The organism is Candidatus Nanosynbacter sp. TM7-074 (assembly GCF_041006295.1).
In the GTDB taxonomy this organism is placed as follows: Bacteria; Patescibacteriota; Saccharimonadia; order Saccharimonadales; family Saccharimonadaceae; genus Nanosynbacter.
On record NZ_CP158487.1, the window covers coordinates 657,628 to 675,827 of the forward strand.

The 18,200-nt window shown below is 44.2% G+C and carries 16 protein-coding genes; 4 read left to right on the plus strand and 12 right to left on the minus strand.

Annotation, left to right across the window (positions count from 1 at the left end; translation table 11 throughout):
* Positions 1-4 precede the first annotated feature (4 nt).
* Both TM074_RS03550 and TM074_RS03555 read left to right on the plus strand, forming a co-directional pair.
* Entirely contained in the window at positions 5-607 is a 603-nt protein-coding gene (locus TM074_RS03550; RefSeq protein ID WP_369000318.1) for a hypothetical protein, read from the plus strand.
* On the plus strand, positions 604-1,320 hold the full coding sequence (locus TM074_RS03555) for a DsbA family protein (protein WP_369000319.1): 717 nt from the start codon (positions 604-606) through the stop codon (positions 1,318-1,320). Before TM074_RS03550 ends, TM074_RS03555 begins: the two co-directional genes overlap by 4 nt.
* A gap of 6 nt (positions 1,321-1,326) precedes the next feature.
* Here TM074_RS03555 and TM074_RS03560 read toward each other — a convergent pair whose 3' ends face one another.
* Genes TM074_RS03560 through TM074_RS03570 form a run of 3 tightly spaced genes read right to left on the minus strand, consistent with a single transcriptional unit; the run spans position 1,327 to position 4,099 of the window.
* Complete coding sequence (locus TM074_RS03560; RefSeq protein WP_369000320.1) at positions 1,327-2,208, minus strand: hypothetical protein; 882 nt, start codon at positions 2,206-2,208, stop codon at positions 1,327-1,329.
* 6 nt (positions 2,209-2,214) lie between these two features.
* Positions 2,215-3,333 carry an ABC transporter permease gene (locus TM074_RS03565; RefSeq protein ID WP_369000321.1) on the minus strand — a complete coding sequence of 373 codons (1,119 nt, stop codon included), beginning with the start codon at positions 3,331-3,333 and terminating at the stop codon, positions 2,215-2,217.
* Between the two features lies 1 nt (position 3,334).
* Complete coding sequence (locus TM074_RS03570) at positions 3,335-4,099, minus strand: ABC transporter ATP-binding protein (protein ID WP_369000322.1); 765 nt, start codon at positions 4,097-4,099, stop codon at positions 3,335-3,337.
* 94 nt (positions 4,100-4,193) lie between these two features.
* Between TM074_RS03570 and TM074_RS03575 the strand changes: the two genes are divergently transcribed.
* Complete coding sequence (locus TM074_RS03575) at positions 4,194-5,615, plus strand: polysaccharide deacetylase family protein (protein WP_369000323.1); 1,422 nt, start codon at positions 4,194-4,196, stop codon at positions 5,613-5,615.
* Positions 5,616-5,620: 5 nt separating this feature from the next.
* On the opposite strand, the gene TM074_RS03580 is transcribed toward TM074_RS03575, so the two are convergent.
* The 3 genes from TM074_RS03580 to TM074_RS03590 all read right to left on the minus strand — a co-directional run bounded on the left by TM074_RS03580 (position 5,621) and on the right by TM074_RS03590 (position 9,698).
* Positions 5,621-5,920, minus strand: coding sequence for a DUF167 domain-containing protein (locus tag TM074_RS03580; protein WP_369000324.1), 300 nt, complete (start codon positions 5,918-5,920; stop codon positions 5,621-5,623).
* The gene (locus TM074_RS03585; RefSeq protein ID WP_369000325.1) at positions 5,853-8,987 is read right to left on the minus strand and encodes a type I restriction endonuclease subunit R; all 3,135 of its coding nucleotides are present in this window, start codon (positions 8,985-8,987) and stop codon (positions 5,853-5,855) included. The genes TM074_RS03580 and TM074_RS03585 overlap by 68 nt, the downstream gene beginning before the upstream one ends.
* A 69-nt stretch (positions 8,988-9,056) precedes the next feature.
* A complete protein-coding gene (locus tag TM074_RS03590) occupies positions 9,057-9,698 on the minus strand; it encodes a LexA family protein (RefSeq protein ID WP_369000326.1) in 642 nt (213 codons plus the stop codon).
* 262 nt (positions 9,699-9,960) lie between these two features.
* Here TM074_RS03590 and TM074_RS03595 point away from each other — a divergent pair, with 262 nt between their 5' ends.
* Positions 9,961-10,677, plus strand: a complete 717-nt coding sequence (locus tag TM074_RS03595) for a hypothetical protein (RefSeq protein ID WP_369000327.1) — start codon at positions 9,961-9,963, stop codon at positions 10,675-10,677.
* 55 nt (positions 10,678-10,732) lie between these two features.
* On the opposite strand, the gene TM074_RS03600 is transcribed toward TM074_RS03595, so the two are convergent.
* Genes TM074_RS03600 through radC form a run of 6 tightly spaced genes read right to left on the minus strand, consistent with a single transcriptional unit; the run spans position 10,733 to position 18,151 of the window.
* Positions 10,733-11,818, minus strand: a complete 1,086-nt coding sequence (locus TM074_RS03600) for a Shedu anti-phage system protein SduA domain-containing protein (protein ID WP_369000328.1) — start codon at positions 11,816-11,818, stop codon at positions 10,733-10,735.
* A complete protein-coding gene (locus TM074_RS03605; RefSeq protein ID WP_369000329.1) occupies positions 11,815-12,933 on the minus strand; it encodes a restriction endonuclease subunit S in 1,119 nt (372 codons plus the stop codon). The genes TM074_RS03600 and TM074_RS03605 overlap by 4 nt, the downstream gene beginning before the upstream one ends.
* Positions 12,933-14,933 (minus strand): ATP-binding protein, encoded by a 2,001-nt coding sequence (locus TM074_RS03610; protein ID WP_369000330.1) that lies wholly within the window; start codon positions 14,931-14,933, stop codon positions 12,933-12,935. Before TM074_RS03610 ends, TM074_RS03605 begins: the two co-directional genes overlap by 1 nt.
* Positions 14,934-14,969: 36 nt before the next feature.
* Positions 14,970-15,983, minus strand: coding sequence for a virulence RhuM family protein (locus TM074_RS03615; protein ID WP_369000331.1), 1,014 nt, complete (start codon positions 15,981-15,983; stop codon positions 14,970-14,972).
* Positions 15,980-17,467 (minus strand): type I restriction-modification system subunit M, encoded by a 1,488-nt coding sequence (locus tag TM074_RS03620; protein ID WP_369000332.1) that lies wholly within the window; start codon positions 17,465-17,467, stop codon positions 15,980-15,982. Before TM074_RS03620 ends, TM074_RS03615 begins: the two co-directional genes overlap by 4 nt.
* A gap of 30 nt (positions 17,468-17,497) precedes the next feature.
* A complete protein-coding gene (gene radC, locus TM074_RS03625; protein WP_369000333.1) occupies positions 17,498-18,151 on the minus strand; it encodes a DNA repair protein RadC in 654 nt (217 codons plus the stop codon).
* Positions 18,152-18,200 lie beyond the last annotated feature (49 nt).

An 18,200-nucleotide genomic window follows, 5' to 3' on the forward strand; every position in this document is an offset into this window, starting at 1 on the left:
ATACATGGATCAACTCCACTACAAGCAGGAACAGATTAAATCGGCATCTTTTGGGATTGGCAGACTACTTCTTATACCCCAGTATTTGCTACTAGCAACTACCACCTCGCTGATCTTTGCGCTGGTAATTTTCTTTGCTATTAACGCTAATTTTTACGGACCGCTCATGATGTCGCAACTACCGTTTTTAGATAAAATAGCCTTGCTAGGCACTATGCTATCCGACGTCTTCACGCAGGGTTTTACTTCAATAAACGGCGCCTTACTAATCGTTGTCTCAGTCCTTCAAGGAATATCAATTGCTGCTGTAATTTTTACGGCAAAAAAGAATAAAGTTGAGGAAAAAACCGTTACCCGCCAAGTCGGACTCAGCGGTATTGCGTCAGTTGCTGCCGCCATCGGTCTGGGCTGCGTCCCCTGTGGCACGTCCATTATTCTGCCAATTGTTGCAATATTTTTTTCGGGAGCTGCCGCAGCTACCGCCGCCAATATTGCTAGTACGATAGTTCTAATACTGGCTCTGTTGCTCAGCATATTCTCATTATATAAATCTGGAAAAATTGTTTTTATGTACACAGAATTAGCTAAACAGGAGAAAGAGTCATGAATCATCAACAAGAACGCGGTATTGCCCCAATTTGGATAATCTTATCAATTATCATAGCAGGGATAGTTGCGCTATTTATCTATGGCGTTGTCAACCGTCCACCAAATCGCCATATTGGCGACGGCAAAGCATGGAATGAAAAAATGTCACAAGGCTCTGCTGATGCGAAGAACATATTTGTCGACTACACTGACTATTTCTGCTCATTCTGCGCCGAAGTTGAAGCAACCACCAACGCTGATTTCTTCAAAAATGAGTACATTAAATCAGGCAAGGTTCGCTACGAACACCGCGTAGTTACCCTCTTAAAGGAAGTTACTAACAATACAGAAACTGGCGCTCACGCAGCATTTTGTGCCGCCGACCAGGACAAATATTGGCAATATACGCACGATATTGTTCCTCGCATTAAGCGTGATTACTTCGATAAAGGAATTGGCGTAAAAAACGTTGCTGTGCCACAAAAAGTTCCAACATTACCACTAGAATACTTCCTTACTTCTGCTAAAAATATTGGTTTAGATGAAACTAAATTCTCTGACTGCATGACTAAAAAGCCGCACCAAAAAGAGATTGATGACAATACCCAAAAGGCTCTTTCTCTTGGTGTAAGTGGCTTGCCTTACATGGTTATCAATGACTATCAAACCAGCGGTTTTGGTGGCGGCGAGAATGGATTAAGGGCAATTTTGAAAGCTGGCGGTGTTAAATAATTAGCACTATTTCAGTTGACTCATAAATCCACGTAGTTGAGATAAAGCCCGCTCTATTCTCTCACCCGTCCAGTATTTATCCGGCGTAATATTATCGTCGCCAGTGGACTCCTCTTTGTAGCGACCGATGATTTTACCGTTCTTGACAATCGATACATCTGGCACAAATATCCGCGGCTTATTATTGTCATCTTTGTCCAAGTATGGCTCTAATTTCTTGACCAGCTTCTGATAGACTTCGCTGTTGCTAGCGCGGGCATCGCGGATGTTCAAATAGTATATTTTATCAATACTTTCAGCCCGAGCTGCCTGATCGACATATTCGCTCAAACGCTGGCACCACGGACACTGCGGAAAACCCAAAAAAACCACACCGCTGCCGTTATCAAAGATATCGAGGACTTCTTTATCGCTAGCATAAACGAAGCGATTATTCGCCGCCACTCGCGGATATTCTGACTTGAATTTGGCGGCTTCGGACATGATCTGAGATTGGTTTCTTGTGTTTTTTATATTACGATTATGTTTTGTCCAATACGATAGCCCAAACAGACCACCAATTAGTGTAACCAAGACAATGGCTAAAATTATTTTCTGTTTTCTGTTCATGGTAATTCTATAATATCGAACTGAATCATAGTTTTCCATACCCCACCGCATATGAATTAGCCGAAAAGCCACCAAAGTCATAGATGCAATGACAAACATCTCTATCATGACACCAGTGAACATCGTAGAATCACCGTAACAAACTATTACAAACCCGATAAATATCGCTCCTATGCCTAAGAATGTATCGCGCCACGACATAAATGATTTTATTTTCAACGCCCCAAAACAAGCTAAAAGTAAGGATACCAGCACTATCATCACCCTTAGCTCGCTCATACCAAGCTATTCCCACCTAAACAGCTTAATCGCCGCGATATAAATAACGACAACCCAAGCAGCAACGGCGCCGATTTGCGGCAGGACTTCGATGAGACTAGCTTGCTCGGTCATAATAAGGCGGAAGCCATCCACAACTGGCGTCATTGGAATAAATTGCGTCACGCCGCGCAACCATTCTGGAAAGAGGAATGCTGGAAAGAATGCTCCAGACAGAAACATCATCGGGAAAGAAATCAAATTAGATAGAGGGGCTGATTGATTTTCATTCTTCGCCCAACCGCCGATTAATAACCCTAAGCCCACCATCATCATCGCCGAAATCACTGACATCAATGAGAACAGCAGCCAATCGCCGCGCATATTGAAATGGAACAGCAGCGTGCCGACAACGATCATCATGATCAAACTGAGCAGCGAGATAATCGTATAGTGAATCGCCATGGAGATGATCAGCTGGCCCGAGGTAAACGGCGCCGCACGCAGACGGCGGTACGAGCCGCGCTGCTTTTCAGCCGGCATTTGGTTCGCCAAACCAAAGATGCCCATGCTCATCAAGCTAAACGCCAGCAGCCCGGTAAAGGTATAATCAAACGACTTCAGCTGCTCGTCGCCAACAGCTTTACCCATAGCCTTGAGCGGCGCTTCTGGCTGGCCCAGGTGCTTATTTATTTCATTGGCAATTTGGTTCATCACCGCTGTCAGAGCGCTACCAGTTTGCTCGGAACCTTTAGCATACAGCACGTTAATTGTGCCGGTCGGGCGAGCATCCTTGCCCTCACCCTTCACTTCGCCAAAATCACTTGGCAGTTCAATGATGCTGTTCAGCTCCGAACGCTTCATCTTCTCGCGAGCCTCGTCCATATCCTTGACGTCTTTAATTTTAAGAATCGAGTCTTTGGCATTGTCTTTGGCGCCTTTGACGAAGTTTTTAGCAAATTCCGTCTGCGAATTATTGATAATCGCGATGTCAAAGCTGGTCGATTGATTATTAAAAATCGAACCGAATACCAACAAGAAGATGAGCGGAAACAGGAAGGTAAAGAACAGCGACATTTTATCGCGGACGAAACGTTTTTGCTGGGCGCGTACTTGCCCGAATACACCAGTCCAATATTTTTTCATACTAATCCCGAATCGCCTTTCCTGTTAAGTCAATAAATACGTCCTCCAAATTGGCCTGCTCGACAACTTGCTTTTTCTTGAAACCGCGCGCCAGTAGTTGCTGGATCAGATTATGCGGCGTATCAATGGTGATGATTTTACCATTATCCATAATCGCCAGGCGGTCGCACAGCAGTTCAGCCTCGTCCATATAATGCGTGGTTAGCACGATAGTAATACCTTCGTCGCGAATCTCTTTGATCAAATCCCAGAGATTACGGCGAGCCTGCGGGTCGAGGCCGGTGGTCGGCTCGTCAAGGAATAGAACCGTCGGGTTATTGACCAGCGTCGAAGCAATGGCGAAGCGCTGCTTTTGCCCGCCTGAGAGCTGCTCGACATAGCTTTTAGCTTTGTCGGTCAATTGCACCTTGGCTAGCAGCGCGTCAGCGTCAACCGTCTGTCCGTACAAGCTGGCAAACATTTTCAGTTGTTCGCGCAAGGTCAGCTTGTCGTAAAACATCGTCGATTGCAGCTGGATACCAATGATGTTTTTAATGTGCTTCGGCTGCTTAGCAACATCTATTCCGTCGATAGTCACCGTACCGCCATCAATCGGCCGGAGTGCCTCCAGCATCTCTAGCGTCGTCGTCTTACCGGCGCCGTTGGGGCCGAGGATACCGAAGATCTCGCCTTTCTTGACCTCAAATGATATGCCATCAACTACATTCTTGCCATCATAAGTTTTAACAAGTTGGTCAACCGTTATGATAGGCTTAAGATTCGCCATTATAAATTCCTTTCCTTATATCAGTTTAAGTAATTTTGCCAACTAACCTTGCTATAGTTAATTGTAACAAAACTAATGCTATACTTAATATAGTATGAGAATTCACAGAAAAAAAGAAAAAGCTCAATCAAAAAAAATATTCATCATACTTACTCTAATAGCTACACTTATATTAACTATTTCTGGTGGAATATATTACTTTAGCCAATCACGTTCACAAAAAATAACCACCCCAACTGATGAAAAATATTATTTCACCGATTCGCGCTATTCTGGAATTCGCTCAAAATTCGTGACCAGAAATAATAAACGAGAAAAGGTGTCGATTGAATACCCAATTACTGAAAATCAAAAAATCAACCTCACTGTTGCTGAGGCAATTGATAAAATTGATCGTGATTTTCGCAGCACGGTCCTTTTATCTACAGCATTTGACCGACCAATGACTGAGACTATCAGCTACCAAATTACTCACAACAACTCAGCATCTCTGTCGATTATCGTTAATATCAAGCAAGATATGCACGGCGCGCATCCGGTGTCGTTGACACATTTTTGGACATTTGATAAAAAATCTGGTGAGATTATTAGCCTGGAAGATTTTACCGAGCGATCAGACGAGGCTATCGAAGCAATCATAAGCTACGCCAAGGATAATATTGCTCAGACAATTAAGAAGCGCGATAAACCAGAACTTGATCTTAACGGAATAATCACCAAAGAGGCTCTGTCTAATTTTGTTATTACTGATAATGGCAATAGTCTGACTTGGCCACTTGGCCAGGCATCGCTACTACCGTCATCCTATGGCGAGATGACCATCACTGTGCCAATTTCTTCAGTCAGCAAATACCTACAAAATCCAACAGCTCGGAAACTAGCCAATGTTCCCAAGCCACCCGAGCCAAAGCCAGAACCAGCACCTGCACCTACTGCGCCAGCACCTGCACCAACCACTGGCAATAAAGTGATTTCCTTGACGTTTGATGATGGACCAGGTCCATACACCGCGCACCTACTGGACATCTTGGATCAGTATGGTGCGAAAGCGACGTTCTTCTTGATCGGCAGCAAGGTTTCTGGGCAAGCTAGTGTTGTACGCAGCATCCATGCACGCGGTCATCAACTGGGTAATCACTCGTGGTCACATCCGGAACTACCTAAGCTATCAGTTGACCAAATTGCTGGCGAAATTGACCGTACTAACGAGGCCATCAGACAAGCCACTGGCGTCAAGCCAAGCATCTTACGACCACCTTACGGCGCCGTCAATGGTGTGGTTTTGGAGCAGCTTCGGGCGCGTGGCATGTCGTCAATCTTATGGTCGGTCGACACGCGGGATTGGGCTGATCGCAATAGCCAGATTGTCTGTTCACGTGCCGTCGCTGGCGCTCGCCCTGGAGCCGTCATCTTGATGCACGACATTCACCAAACGTCCGTCAATGCCGTACCGTGCATCCTCAGCGCGCTGAAGCAGCAGGGATATTCGTTCGTGACGATACAGCGGTTACATTAGTCCGCCTAATCAATCTCAAATATCTTGTATTTTGAAGATGCGCCACGCGCTAACTTTACCCGTGAAGGTGCCACACCAAAATATTTTGCCAACAACTTTCCTGCCGCTAGATTCGCTCGCCCTTCAATGGCTGGCGCCTTGGTGTAGATTGTCAGCGAACCATCATCGTTCGGGACGACTTCTTCGCGGTGGCGAGAGTTGGGTTTGAGATGGACGGAGATTTTCATAATTATTTTATCAATCCAGCAAACTCGCTCCGCCGCCAGCGTCATACGCCGCGCGTTTTTGACTCCACTCGTTACCATAACGCTTAGCTTGCTCCAATACCATATCAGTTGCCAATGTCTGTTGATCTGGTGGGTAGCCATATTTTGCCAACGTCTTTTTAACGTTAACTTTCAACTTTGCCTGAACATTCCTGCGCTCTGCCCAATCAATCGTCGCATCTCGACGAACTTGCTCTAGTAACACTTTTGCGATATCACGTAGCTGCGCGTCACCCAGTACTTCACAAGCACTGCCATTTTCAACCAGCGCATCGTAAAAGATAATCTCATCCTCGCTGAGGCCATCAACCACTCCGTTCTCAACAGTCTGGCGAATTTTCTGTCCAATGTTGATTAATTCCTCAATCACCTGCGCTGCCTCAATCGTCCCATTTCTATACCGTGTCAAGGCTTGATTGAGCAAGTCAGAGAACTTGGTATCCTTGGCATAATTCCTCGAAAATCGTAGTTTGATTTCATCAGCCAGCAGTTTTTGCAAAGCCTCCACCGCCAAATTCTTGCGCTCCATGTTACGAATTTCTGCCAGGAACTCATCGCTTAAAATCGACAATTCCGGCTTTTCCAGTCCTGCCGCCTCAAACACATCAACCACACTAACTGGCGCAATTGCTTTATCAACAATTTGTTTCAGCGCACTGCGATATTCGGCATCAGTCACCACTGCCGAACTAGATACTTTCTCCAGCCGAGCTTTCACCGCCTGAAACAGCGCCACTTCTTCGCGAATTTTCAGCGCCTCAGGCCTCGGCATCGCCAATGCAAAGGCCTTGCTTAGTTCTAAGACATGCTGCTTCAACCGCTTCTCACCATCTTCCAACCCTAAAATATATTCCTCTGCATCCAAGATAATTTGTAGCTGTTGGTCGGTTGGTGCAGTAAAATATCGCTGGTAGTCAAAGTTACCAAACAAATCGTGCACTACCTCATAGCGCATCTGCATCTGTGCCACCGCCTCAGCAATGTCAAGCTGTGGTACGCCTTGACCACCGCTCCGTGTATAGTCAGAAATAGCATCGCGCAGCGCCCCTGCCACACCCAGATAGTCAACCACCAAACCGCCGGTTTTCCCAGGAAACACTCGATTCACCCTGGCAATCGCTTGCATCAAATTATGCCCTTTGAGCGGTTTATCCAGATACATGGTGTGCATGTTCGGCACATCAAATCCTGTCAGCCACATGTCACATACAATCACCAATTCAAGCGGATCGTTCGGATCTTTGATGCGCTTTTCGATCGCCTTTACCCGCTGCTTGTTACGAATGTGCGGCTGCAGGTAGTCAGGGTCGCTAGCACTACCAGTAATAATTACTTTTATCGCACCGCGTGCGTCATCGTCACTGTGCCAATCCGGCCGATACGCCACAATTTTTTCATACAAATCTGCCGCAATACCACGACTCATCGTCACGATCATACCTTTACCACTCAGGGCACTTTGCCGAGCCTCAAAGTGCTCAATGATGTCCAGGGCGATAGTATTTAGCCGCTCGCTATTGCCGACGATGGCTTCTTTTTGCGCATACTCAGCCTTCAGCGCGTCTTGACGACTCAATTCTTCGCCCTCCAGCAAATCATCAACTTCCTTATCCAGCCACTGCCGCGTTGCCTCATCCATATTCAAATCAACCAGCCGGCTCTCATAATAAATCGGCACCGTTGCACCATCTTTCACTGCCTGCTCGACGTCATAAATATCGATATAGTCGCCAAACACCGCTGGCGTTGACTTGTCATCCGTTTCAATCGGCGTACCCGTAAAGCCAATATAGCTCGCACCCGGCAAGGCATCGCGCATATACTTAGCGTAACCATACACCAATTGGGCGTCGCTGGATCGGACATGCGCCTTCAAGCCATATTGACTGCGGTGCGCCTCATCTGCCATCACGATGACATTGCGGCGATCGGTCAAAATTGGCAATTTATCCTCGTCATCCTCAGGCGAGAATTTTTGGATTGTTGTGAAGATAATCCCACCTGCTTCGCGCTGCAACAGCTTCCTGAGTTCACTCCGTGAATTAGCTTGCTTTGGATCTTCTCCCAGTAGCTCGCGACAGGCACTAAACGTACCGAATAATTGACCATCAAGATCATTGCGGTCAGTCACCACCACGATGGTCGGGTTATGCAAATCGCGCGACTTCATCAGCTTGCCAGTATAAAACACCATACTCAATCTCTTGCCCGACCCTTGCGTATGCCAGACTACGCCAGCCCGCTGGTCGCCGCGTTCACCACTAGCCGCCAGCGTCCGATCAAGTGCCTTATTCACCACCCAATATTGATGATAAGCAGCAACTTTTTTGATCAATTTGTCACCATCACTACGCTCAAACACGATAAAATTCTGCACTATATCCAGCAAGCGCTCAGGTGTGCACGCACCACACAGCAACATTTCCAGCATTGGCACATTGCCAACTTCCTTCTCGCCATCAATCGTCTTCCACGGCATCATTCGCTCCAGCGGACTGGTGATTGTACCCATCTCCGCCTCTAGCCCATCGCTCGTTACGCACAATTCATTAAAACGGAACAGATCACTAATCTCTCGCTTATACGTCTGGATTTGCTGATACGCTGCCGCTAAATCCGCCTTCGTATCGGCCGCATTTTTTAGTTCAATCACCACCAGCGGCAAGCCATTCACAAATAGTACAATGTCCGGCCGGCGATTATAGTCACCCTGCAGAACCGTCAGCTGATTGACCGCCGCAAAATCATTGTTTTTTGGCGAGGTAAAATCAACTACCCGCACAATATCGTGTTTCACTTCGCCGCTCGATGTGCGGTATTGCACCGGCACACCAGCCACCAGCAATTGATGAAACTCGTGATTATTCTCGATTAAGCTCGGTTTACTAATCTGCGTCAAACGCCGCGTCGCTTCATTCAAGGCTGGTTCTGGAATGTGCGGATTGAGCCGCACCAAAGCATTGTATAGCCGCCCAGGCAATACCACCTGCCGCAGCTCACGCTCAGCCATAGCACCATCCGGACCAATATCTGGTCCGTGAAGAATTTGCCAGCCGAGATTAGCCAGGATATCAAGTGCGTATTGTTCGATTTGGGATTCGGTCATACGTATTGTCTACTATAAAGTATAATTTCCAAACTTTGGGACTATTGTAGCACAAGTCAACCTTGACCCCTACGCCATCTTCACTACAGCAACCGCCTTAGCGGCTATGCTGTACGCGCTCAAATTGTTTATATCTTGCTCGCTAATGACTATAGGTGGCAGATCCTCTGTAGACTCTGATTCTAAAATAATTTGCCGGTTCTTAGTATCTTTGCGGAATTTCTTAAGATTTGCCGCTCCGCCAATAATCGAAATAACATGATCACCGTTCTTTGGACAGTAATTATCTTTCTTTCGAGCAATAACATAATCCCCATTATCAACAGATCTGCCTCCAATGTCAGCCTTATTCATAGAATTGCCAGAGGCTTTTAAAGCAAAGAGATTACTTACATCAGCCGCTCCAATAACGGAAGGTGAAATCTCTAAATAGCTTTGAATTCTATCTTCGGCAAGTGCCGTAGCGTCACCACAGTTCACCTCTCCATAATATGGAATCTTTATCAACCCTTCTAGTCCACTAGAGATAGCCTTAGTTATTGAACCATCTGATTTAGCGGTTAGTAAACCTTTTTCTATAAGTTTGTCAATGGCATACTTTACTCGATATGGGTGATCGACACCCAGCATCTTAGACAGCCTATAGTAGGTAATAGAACCTAAATCTTTTGTTTCTGCTATCTCTAAAACTTTTGCTTGAATATCATTCATTATTTTAAGTGTAACACACAAAGCACAGATTGTACAAATTACAATGCAAACGACTTGCATATATTAAATAATCGTAATATACTTAAATCAACGCTTCATCAAAATAAAGATAAGGCGGAGTTTTCGGAGGGTAAACTTCGAAAAAGACACCAGCGTGGTAACTGGTGTCTGAGTACATAGCTTTTCCATCCCTATGTACTCCTTATGTTATCACAAATAAATAACTTAAGCCATATCGGGCAGTTCATAAGGAGGAAAACCAATGAACAAAACGACCTTGGGCGACTCAGCCCTCAACCTATCAATATTAAAGCAGCACACGACTGTCGTCGTCGAGCCAACATCACAAATGGGCGGAACATATGACTCGGCTGAGATAACGACTGTCTTCACAGTCAACAACGACCAAGAGCGTGAGGTAGAATTCATCCTACCCTACTCAACGGTCAAGTTCAGCGCATCAATTGCTGTTATCTCAGCTGGAGAGCAAGCTTATAGTGAGCGGATAGCACAAGTGGGTCGTATAAAAGGTGATCTATCCAGGATCAAGCCATACTTACAAAAGATTGGCCTATCCGAGGACCAATACGACACTGACAAAGAGCTAAAGTCTATAGCCAAACAGTTTAGAGCTGGAAAGCTGAAGTTACCGCAAGGACAGGTAACTATCAAAATTCAACTGTCAGCCGTCATTGATGAAATCACCGACGAAGATGGAGTGAAGCGCTATTCATTTAAAGCCTACTCCCCACTACCAGCGTTTAGTATGGCTGGCGGTAGGGTGCCGCTGACACTCACGGCCCTATTCAAGGGAGACGAGGTCATCAGGCCACAAGATATCACCTACAACATCACTAATCCCTTTGGTGATGGTACAAATCCAGTGACGGAGCTACCAAATCAACAACTCGGCGAAGATATTACTTTCTTCTGGAAGTGGCAGACTGACCCAGTGGTTGAATTTACTTATCGCTATTAACTCACAGTTAGACAGTATTAAGGTCAAGCCAAAATATGTGCTTGACCTTAATATTTTATAGCTCTAAGCCCTCAGATGAGCCCAAGATAAACTTAGCTCTTTCATAAAGCTCATCATAAGTAATAATTTCAGGATTGTGTAGGCTCTGTCTAAGCCTTTCGAACGAGTTGCGCTTGTCACGGTCTTCACTAAGCTGAGACAATTTGCCAGCTACAACTATACCTTTTGGAGACACTGTATAAATATGTTCTTGCATCATAGTCTCTGTATTTGCAAGATTTTGAGAACCTTCAATCTCCCATGTCGCAGCATTAATCTGAACTTGAGAAATAGCACCCGATAACTCATTGCTCATTCCCCATGCTCCATTCCTATATTGCCCACTCTGAAGTAGCAGCGTTGAAGGCTTTTTAATTTCGACCAAACAAGTAAACTTTATATCAGCCTCACTATTCATCAAAAAATCACCTCTCTGCCCACCAGCTCCAGATACTGATCTACCACCATAATCCGGCTGCGATTGATGTATATTTAGTATTTGATACTTCAATCCATAACCAAATATCCATTGATTTTTCTCAAAGAAATTTTGCCAATCACCCTCGCCCCAGTCGTCATTATTGAGATGATCCTCAAATACACTAAGGGAGTCCTGACGCTTTTTGTGAATACGATTTTCAACAAAGTTTGACACAAAGTCAGAATCGATACTTTCCAGAGCACTCCAAAAATCATCTCCTGAATCCAAAAGTTTTCTTATTACTGTGGCTCTATTCTCGTCAGTAATTACGAGAGCATTAGCATTTACAACCGTGAAATGATTCTCACCATATCTCACGCCTCTATCTTGAAGGAGTTGAGCTAATTTTGAAATTTCCTCATACAACTTAGCCAACGTTTCTGTCTTCATTTCTATCTTCACGCCGTCATTCTCGTTTAACTGATTAAAATTCAGCGGAACAGGTTCTATCAGCTCGCCATTAGACCTCTTACGAAATCGTATTATATCTCCCCTTATCCCATTTCGATGAATCATAGGGCGAAATACTATTCTAGTCCTGGGAGAATCGTCAATAATAATATCATTAACTTCAGCCACACCGGCGACTACGCTACGAGTTATAATCGTATCATTGTTCATACTTTAATCTCTCCAGAAATTAGTTTTGGTAAAAGTGATTCTCTAATATTAACAAGCGATTCAATTTGCTCCTCATTCTCACGATACTGGGCAAATAGCGAGTTAACCAAGTTACAAAATTTAATTACAAGGTCATCTGGTGGTATAGAAATCACTAGACTATTCATTGCCCTTTGGTTAATTTTAAGCTGAACAGCCCCACTTACCAAAGATTGGACGTTCGTTTTTGCTAATAATAGGTAAAGGTACTCAACTGTAAAAGGGTGTTTTGCCTGTATTATATGTGCGTGATTATTAACCCAAAATCTACCCCAAACATACTGAAGATATGGTGCGCCATCACTACGCATGACACTGCCATCCTCGGCAAGTAATAGGTAAGTTCCGTCAAACAAGTAATCGTTAACGTGATCCATGACTGATGTTGCACCAAAATACCTATAATCTCCTTGCATTTTAGCCCTTTGCCTAGAAGATAGAGGTTTGCGCTTTGAGTCAAAATTTACGACAATATCACCAAGCGTTCCACTTTCCCAACTCTTCGCCTCAGGATTATCAACAAAATAGTGGCGAAAGAGGGTTTGTCCGAGCTGCTCGAGAGTTTCGTTCATGCGGCGATTGAGCTCGATTTTTTCATCAAGACTACCGAGGATATTGGCAATCTTCTTTTGGGTAACTATACTAGGTATACTGACATTGACAACATCAAAAGTTCTACGAGTTATAGTATTAAACACACCACCATGCGATTGCCTTCTTAAATCATTGACGGACTTCTTTAAGAGATAATAAAGAAAATCTTGGTCCACTCCTGTCCTTGCTCTAATTCCATAACAAGATTGATTAAAGGCCATTGGTCGCTTCAGTTGAGCCAATTCACCCACGGTCCCACGTGCAGATATGACTATGTCTCCACTTTTTAGTAACTTTGTACTAGAATTCTCCAGCCCAAGATTAGTGATTGTTTTTTCAGCTTTATCTACCCAACGTCTGTCGCCCCCAAAATCAGCCACAGACAGCCACGGTATATCACCATTCCAAAACTCTGGTTTTGATGTTTTTGGAGTGCCGCCGCCTATAAGCTCAATTATATCACTTAAAACAACTGCTCTCATTATCCTTCTAACCCCAATTTCTCAAAGAATATCCTATGTCTAACCGTTGCGTCTTTAAGTAGCTTATCCCAAGTTATAAACTTTATCTGCAGGTTTATATTGTCCTGTAAATAATACCAACCATCACCGTCTGGAGTTGGTTTAAAATTCTTTTCACATTCCAGCCACTCCTTAACTCTAGTGTTTGCATCTGCAATAATATACCCGTAGAATGGCGTGTTGTCCGACACCTTTATCGCACGGCCAGCCGGAGTATTGCAGTTACCATTTCGTATATTGTTAACGTATCTAACAATCTGACTAACAGGATCCTCTCGCGATGATAGATTTGAAAAGTCATAACGACCTGGTCTTTTAAATTCAAATACACTAACTGGGTTGCTACGCGAATCATTGCCCTCTCTATAAGAAACACCATAATGAAACGCGGCAATATCTGGACGATCTTTATTTTCCTTAAATATGTTCTTGTCTGAGCTGAGATACTGAGTCAGATTCAACCCTTCATCTATAATCCATAAATTATGTCCATCATATACCGTATCATTTGAATCTGATTTTGTAGGGAATATTATATCGTGAACTGCCTTTTCTGTATCGTACTCTCCCAGATTATTCCACTCCAAAGTCTTTTTAAATAGCTCAAGAATAGATTTACGAAACGCTATATATTGCGCTAAATCACTATAGCTTGCATCTTTTACTTCTCTAATCAACTTTTTAGCATTCGATTGTGCCTCTATATAGTTCTTATTCTTACTAGTCAGCTGAGAAATATTTTGCTTTATCTCTAAGTCACGTTCATATTTTGCCTTATGCAGAATTAATTCTATGTCATCCTTGGTGGGATTTGCCTTTATTGTCTCAAACTCTATGTCGTCAATATATGGCTTATACCAAATGTTACTTTGAGCATATTTCTCAAACTTCTCTCTTTTTACTTTTGACCTTAGACTAACCACACCTTCAAATTCTTTTTTTGCGATTTCTGAAATAGCCTTTTCAATATCCTCTCCCGATACTGGATATAGTGGGTTATACTTTTCACCAAAGTTAAAACTGTCACGTTCTACCGTAACATTATCCTCCAGATATTCTCCTTGAACGTAGAATCTTATTATATAGTTACGAGATTTCTTCTCTCCATCAACCAGTACGTCTTCGGTAAAGTCAGAGCAGAAATCTGGAATATACACATCCAAGCTCTTCTCAGTAACTGCTTGGTTTCGTGCAGTTAGAATAATCTTGCTCTTTTGGTTTCGAGGCTTAAGTATTTTAAACATCTTATATCTTAGTTTTGTGCCTTTAACAGTAAAAGTATCACTTTTCTTGAGCTGAATTAGAGAATCATCTCTTGTGCCAATTTGCCCATTTAGAACTATTGGAGCGTCTAGTGCATCATCTTCAAATATAATCTGCGGGCATGTATATGATGGGTCGGAAAAATAACTAAGGATCTGTTCCAGAATGCGATGTGAGATAATTTCTGGATCTTTGTCAAGTTTTACGCCCTTAATGTTTAAAAGTCGAAGTATCGTACCAGTCTCTGACGCGCTAGGTAAATTACTAACCTTATCATTAACTATAACGTTATATTGCTTACCAAAATCGAATGAACGATGTTTGTATTTACCATCTTCAATAAACGTGCTTTCTATGTGTACGTCGTTAAAATGCCGCAGATAAAAAAATCGACCAAAGCCCTTTCCTCCTATCGACCTTTTAAGTTGGCTATATATGGTATCGAAAGAATCACAATTCTCTTTATTAAAACCGATGCCATTATCGGAGATTTCCACAGAAGTGACATCTGCCAACTTATCATCGTCCGTTGATACAAATTGCGGATTCCTAATAATCCGAATATGGATTTCCCCATCATTTCGGCCTGACTTATCTATAGCATCAATAGCATTAGTTATTGCCTCTGTAATAGGAGTGTACGGGGTGGACTTAGCCTTAATATTATTAATAACTCCTTGGATAAATACTTTACTCATTATAAATACTCCCAGCCCTATTTTTTACTATCTCATTCATCTCTTCCCCTCAACCCTCTTCTGCATAGCCTTCAACTCCTCAAGATATTGCCGCTCTATACTACTCAGCTCTTGATTACGCATACGTTCTTTGTATGATTCATATTCTTTGGCGACCTTGGTGAGCATGGCTTTGTGCGATATTTTACCTGGGTTATCAAGGACACCCTTACCGTAGGTGGCCGCAAATTTGTCAACTTCACGCACCCAATCAGCCATACGCATTGGTTCATGATTGATAGCCTTGAGCTCAGCAAGATCAAAAAAGGCGCTCACGAGACGGTTGAGTATGCCAAGTTCATCGGCCGTCAAATAGTTTTTGGCAATTTGCGCTTCGCTTTTGGTAGGTTGCTGACCACGAAACGTCGTGAGTCCTAAGAATGGCTTGTCAGAATCAACCCTGGAATAAATAACCTCAGCGGCAGTCAACATATTAACAGCGTAGTGCAGTTTATTCTGAACTATATGAAAAAACTCTATTTGCTCTTTAGAACTTGGATTATAATCTTGACTGGTGGCGAATAAATCTAACACTTGCCGATACAATATTTTTTCACTACTGCGAATATCTCGAATGCGCTCAAGTAGTTCTTTCCAATAACTTCCGCCACTATTTTCCTTGAGACGCTTGTCATCCATGACAAAGCCTTTGGTGATATATTCACGCAGTCTTTCGGTGGCCCATATACGAAAATTCGTTGCTATATTTGATTTTACGCGGTAACCAAGCGCTATTACCATATCTAGGTTATAGTGCTTCGTGGTATATTTCTTACCATCCGTAGCAGTTAGTAAGAAATCCTTACATACTGAAGCCTCATCTAGCTCGCCCTCATCAAAAATATTCTTAATATGCATGGTAATATTTGGTCGCGAGGTATCAAATAGATTGGCTAGCTGAGCTTGAGTAAGCCATATCGTTTTACCTTGGAACCTTACATTAATCTGTGGCCTGCCATCATCGCCAACATACACCACCATCTCGCTGTTCGGGTTGTCGCCATTCATCATTTGATTTCTTTCTCTATTTTGGCAAGATTTTCTTTTATTTTCACCTCTAGCTCATGACTCTTCGCAAACTGGATCTCAAGCTCAGCCGTCAACCTAGCAAATTTATCGGCAAACGGCTCATCGTCTTCTTCGGCCTCTTCGACACCAACGTAACGGCCAGGCGTCAACACATAGTCATGCTGCTTGATCTCCTCTAAATTAGCAACTTTACAAAAACCCGGCTGGTCAGCATACTCCGCACTGGTAGTTTTATACTCATGATATATCTTCGCTACTCGGGCAATATCTTCTTCGGTCAGCTCGCGGTTACGACGGGTTACCATTTTACCCAAATTACGCCCATCGATAAACAGCACTTTGCCGTGACGATTGACACGATCACGCGACACAAACCACAGACAGCATGGTATAGTGACATTAAAAAATAACTGGCTCGGCAGCGTGACGATGGCGTCAACCATATCATTAAGCACCAGCTGCTTGCGGATATCACCTTCGCCACCGGTTTGGCTGCTCATGCTCCCATTTGCCAGCACGAATCCTGCCGTACCGCGCGGGCTCAAATGGTGAATCATATGTTGAATCCACGCAAAGTTAGCGTTACCCTTTGGTGGCAGACCATACTTCCAGCGCGGGTCAGCCTGCAAGTGCTCTTGACCCCAGTCGCTAATATTAAACGGCGGATTGGCCAAGATATAATCAGCTTTTAAGTCGGGAAGCTGATCGTCCATCAGAGTGTCGCCGCGTTTGATATTCGCGTCAATTCCCCGAATTGCCATGTTCATTTTAGCGAGTCGCCAAGTGGTTTCGTTGAGCTCCTGACCATACACTGCGATATCGCTGACGCGCCCAGCGTGCTCCTCGACAAACTTCTCACTCCAGACGAACATACCACCACTACCGCAACATGGGTCGTACACGCGCCCACTGTATGGCTCAAGCATTTCTACCAGCAATTTCACGATGGAGCGCGGCGTGTAGAATTCACCACCATGCTTACCCTCACTGTCGGCAAACATACCCATAAAATATTCGTACACTTGACCAAGCAAGTCTTTGGAGCTGGCAGTATCAAATTTAATATTGGTAAATAAATCGATGAGTTCACCTAGGCGACGCTTATCCAGAGCTTCACGAGCATAATTTTTTGGCAACACTCCCTTCAGACTAGGGTTGTCGCGCTCAATCGCCTCCATGGCACTATCAACTAAGACGCCAATTTCTGGCTGTTTGGCACTCGCCACTAGGTATTCCCAACGAGCCTCCTTGGGAATCCAAAAAATATTCTCCGCCAAATACCAATCCTGGTCTTCAGGATCATAATTCTCATCAATCGCTGTCTGATATCGCACCGAAAACGCATCCGAAACATATTTTAGAAAGATCAACCCCAGTACCACATATTTATAGTCCGACGAACTAATATTACCCCGTAGTTTATCCGCCGCAGCCCACAACTGCTTTTCAAGCTCCCTCGTATTCATAGATAGATTATATCAGATTTTGAGGCTCATTTACTCTGCGTGCAGCAAGCTCTTGTAATTAAGTTTTGTAACGATAATATGATCATTAAGCGTAATGCCAAGCAATTTCCCCGCTTCTGCCAACCTATTCGTTACTTCTTTATCAGCCTGACTGGCCTCCAAGCTCCCGCTCGGATGATTATGCGCCACGATGATCGAGGCAGCGCGGTCGGCGATGGCGTCGGCAAAGACCTCGCGCGGGTGCACCAGGCTGGCGGTCAGCGTGCCGATGGTCACTACCCGCTTGGCGATCAAACGATTCGCGCCATCCAGCGTCAGGCAAACAAAGTATTCCTGCTTTTTGTCGCGAATATCGGCCAGTAGCTCAACGGCCTTTTCTGGGCTGTCGATGATTGGTTGGTCGCTATCCAGCAAGTACCGCCGCGCCAGTTCCAAACTCGCCAGAATCACCGGGATTTTCGCTTCGCCCAAGCCAACCACGCTGCGTAGATCATCATACAAAACATCACCGCCTTTTTGACGCAAAATTTTCAGCACCTCGCGCGCAATTTTACCGACATCCGCCTGTTTATTACCGCTGCCGATAATCGCCATCAAGAGTTCCAAGTCGCTCAGCCGCGCCGTACCGTAACGCGCCAATTTCTCGCGGGGGCGGTCAATTTTCGGCTTATCGAGCACTTTCATAGTCTTATTATATCAAGCTTCCGTTATGTATCAGTGCCAAACTTCGCGC

Coding starts and splice junctions, on each gene's coding strand:
- TM074_RS03570 (WP_369000322.1), bottom strand. CDS start 4,099: ATGGCGAATCTTAAGCCTATCATAACGGTTGACCAACTTGTTAAAACT.
- radC (WP_369000333.1), bottom strand. CDS start 18,151: ATGAAAGTGCTCGATAAGCCGAAAATTGACCGCCCCCGCGAGAAATTG.
- TM074_RS03590 (WP_369000326.1), bottom strand. CDS start 9,698: ATGAATGATATTCAAGCAAAAGTTTTAGAGATAGCAGAAACAAAAGAT.
- TM074_RS03610 (WP_369000330.1), bottom strand. CDS start 14,933: ATGAGTAAAGTATTTATCCAAGGAGTTATTAATAATATTAAGGCTAAG.
- TM074_RS03615 (WP_369000331.1), bottom strand. CDS start 15,983: ATGATGAATGGCGACAACCCGAACAGCGAGATGGTGGTGTATGTTGGC.
- TM074_RS03550 (WP_369000318.1), top strand. CDS start 5: ATGGATCAACTCCACTACAAGCAGGAACAGATTAAATCGGCATCTTTT.
- TM074_RS03600 (WP_369000328.1), bottom strand. CDS start 11,818: ATGAACAATGATACGATTATAACTCGTAGCGTAGTCGCCGGTGTGGCT.
- TM074_RS03560 (WP_369000320.1), bottom strand. CDS start 2,208: ATGAGCGAGCTAAGGGTGATGATAGTGCTGGTATCCTTACTTTTAGCT.
- TM074_RS03585 (WP_369000325.1), bottom strand. CDS start 8,987: ATGACCGAATCCCAAATCGAACAATACGCACTTGATATCCTGGCTAAT.
- TM074_RS03580 (WP_369000324.1), bottom strand. CDS start 5,920: ATGGTAACGAGTGGAGTCAAAAACGCGCGGCGTATGACGCTGGCGGCG.
- TM074_RS03555 (WP_369000319.1), top strand. CDS start 604: ATGAATCATCAACAAGAACGCGGTATTGCCCCAATTTGGATAATCTTA.
- TM074_RS03575 (WP_369000323.1), top strand. CDS start 4,194: ATGAGAATTCACAGAAAAAAAGAAAAAGCTCAATCAAAAAAAATATTC.
- TM074_RS03620 (WP_369000332.1), bottom strand. CDS start 17,467: ATGAATACGAGGGAGCTTGAAAAGCAGTTGTGGGCTGCGGCGGATAAA.
- TM074_RS03595 (WP_369000327.1), top strand. CDS start 9,961: ATGAACAAAACGACCTTGGGCGACTCAGCCCTCAACCTATCAATATTA.
- TM074_RS03605 (WP_369000329.1), bottom strand. CDS start 12,933: ATGAGAGCAGTTGTTTTAAGTGATATAATTGAGCTTATAGGCGGCGGC.
- TM074_RS03565 (WP_369000321.1), bottom strand. CDS start 3,333: ATGAAAAAATATTGGACTGGTGTATTCGGGCAAGTACGCGCCCAGCAA.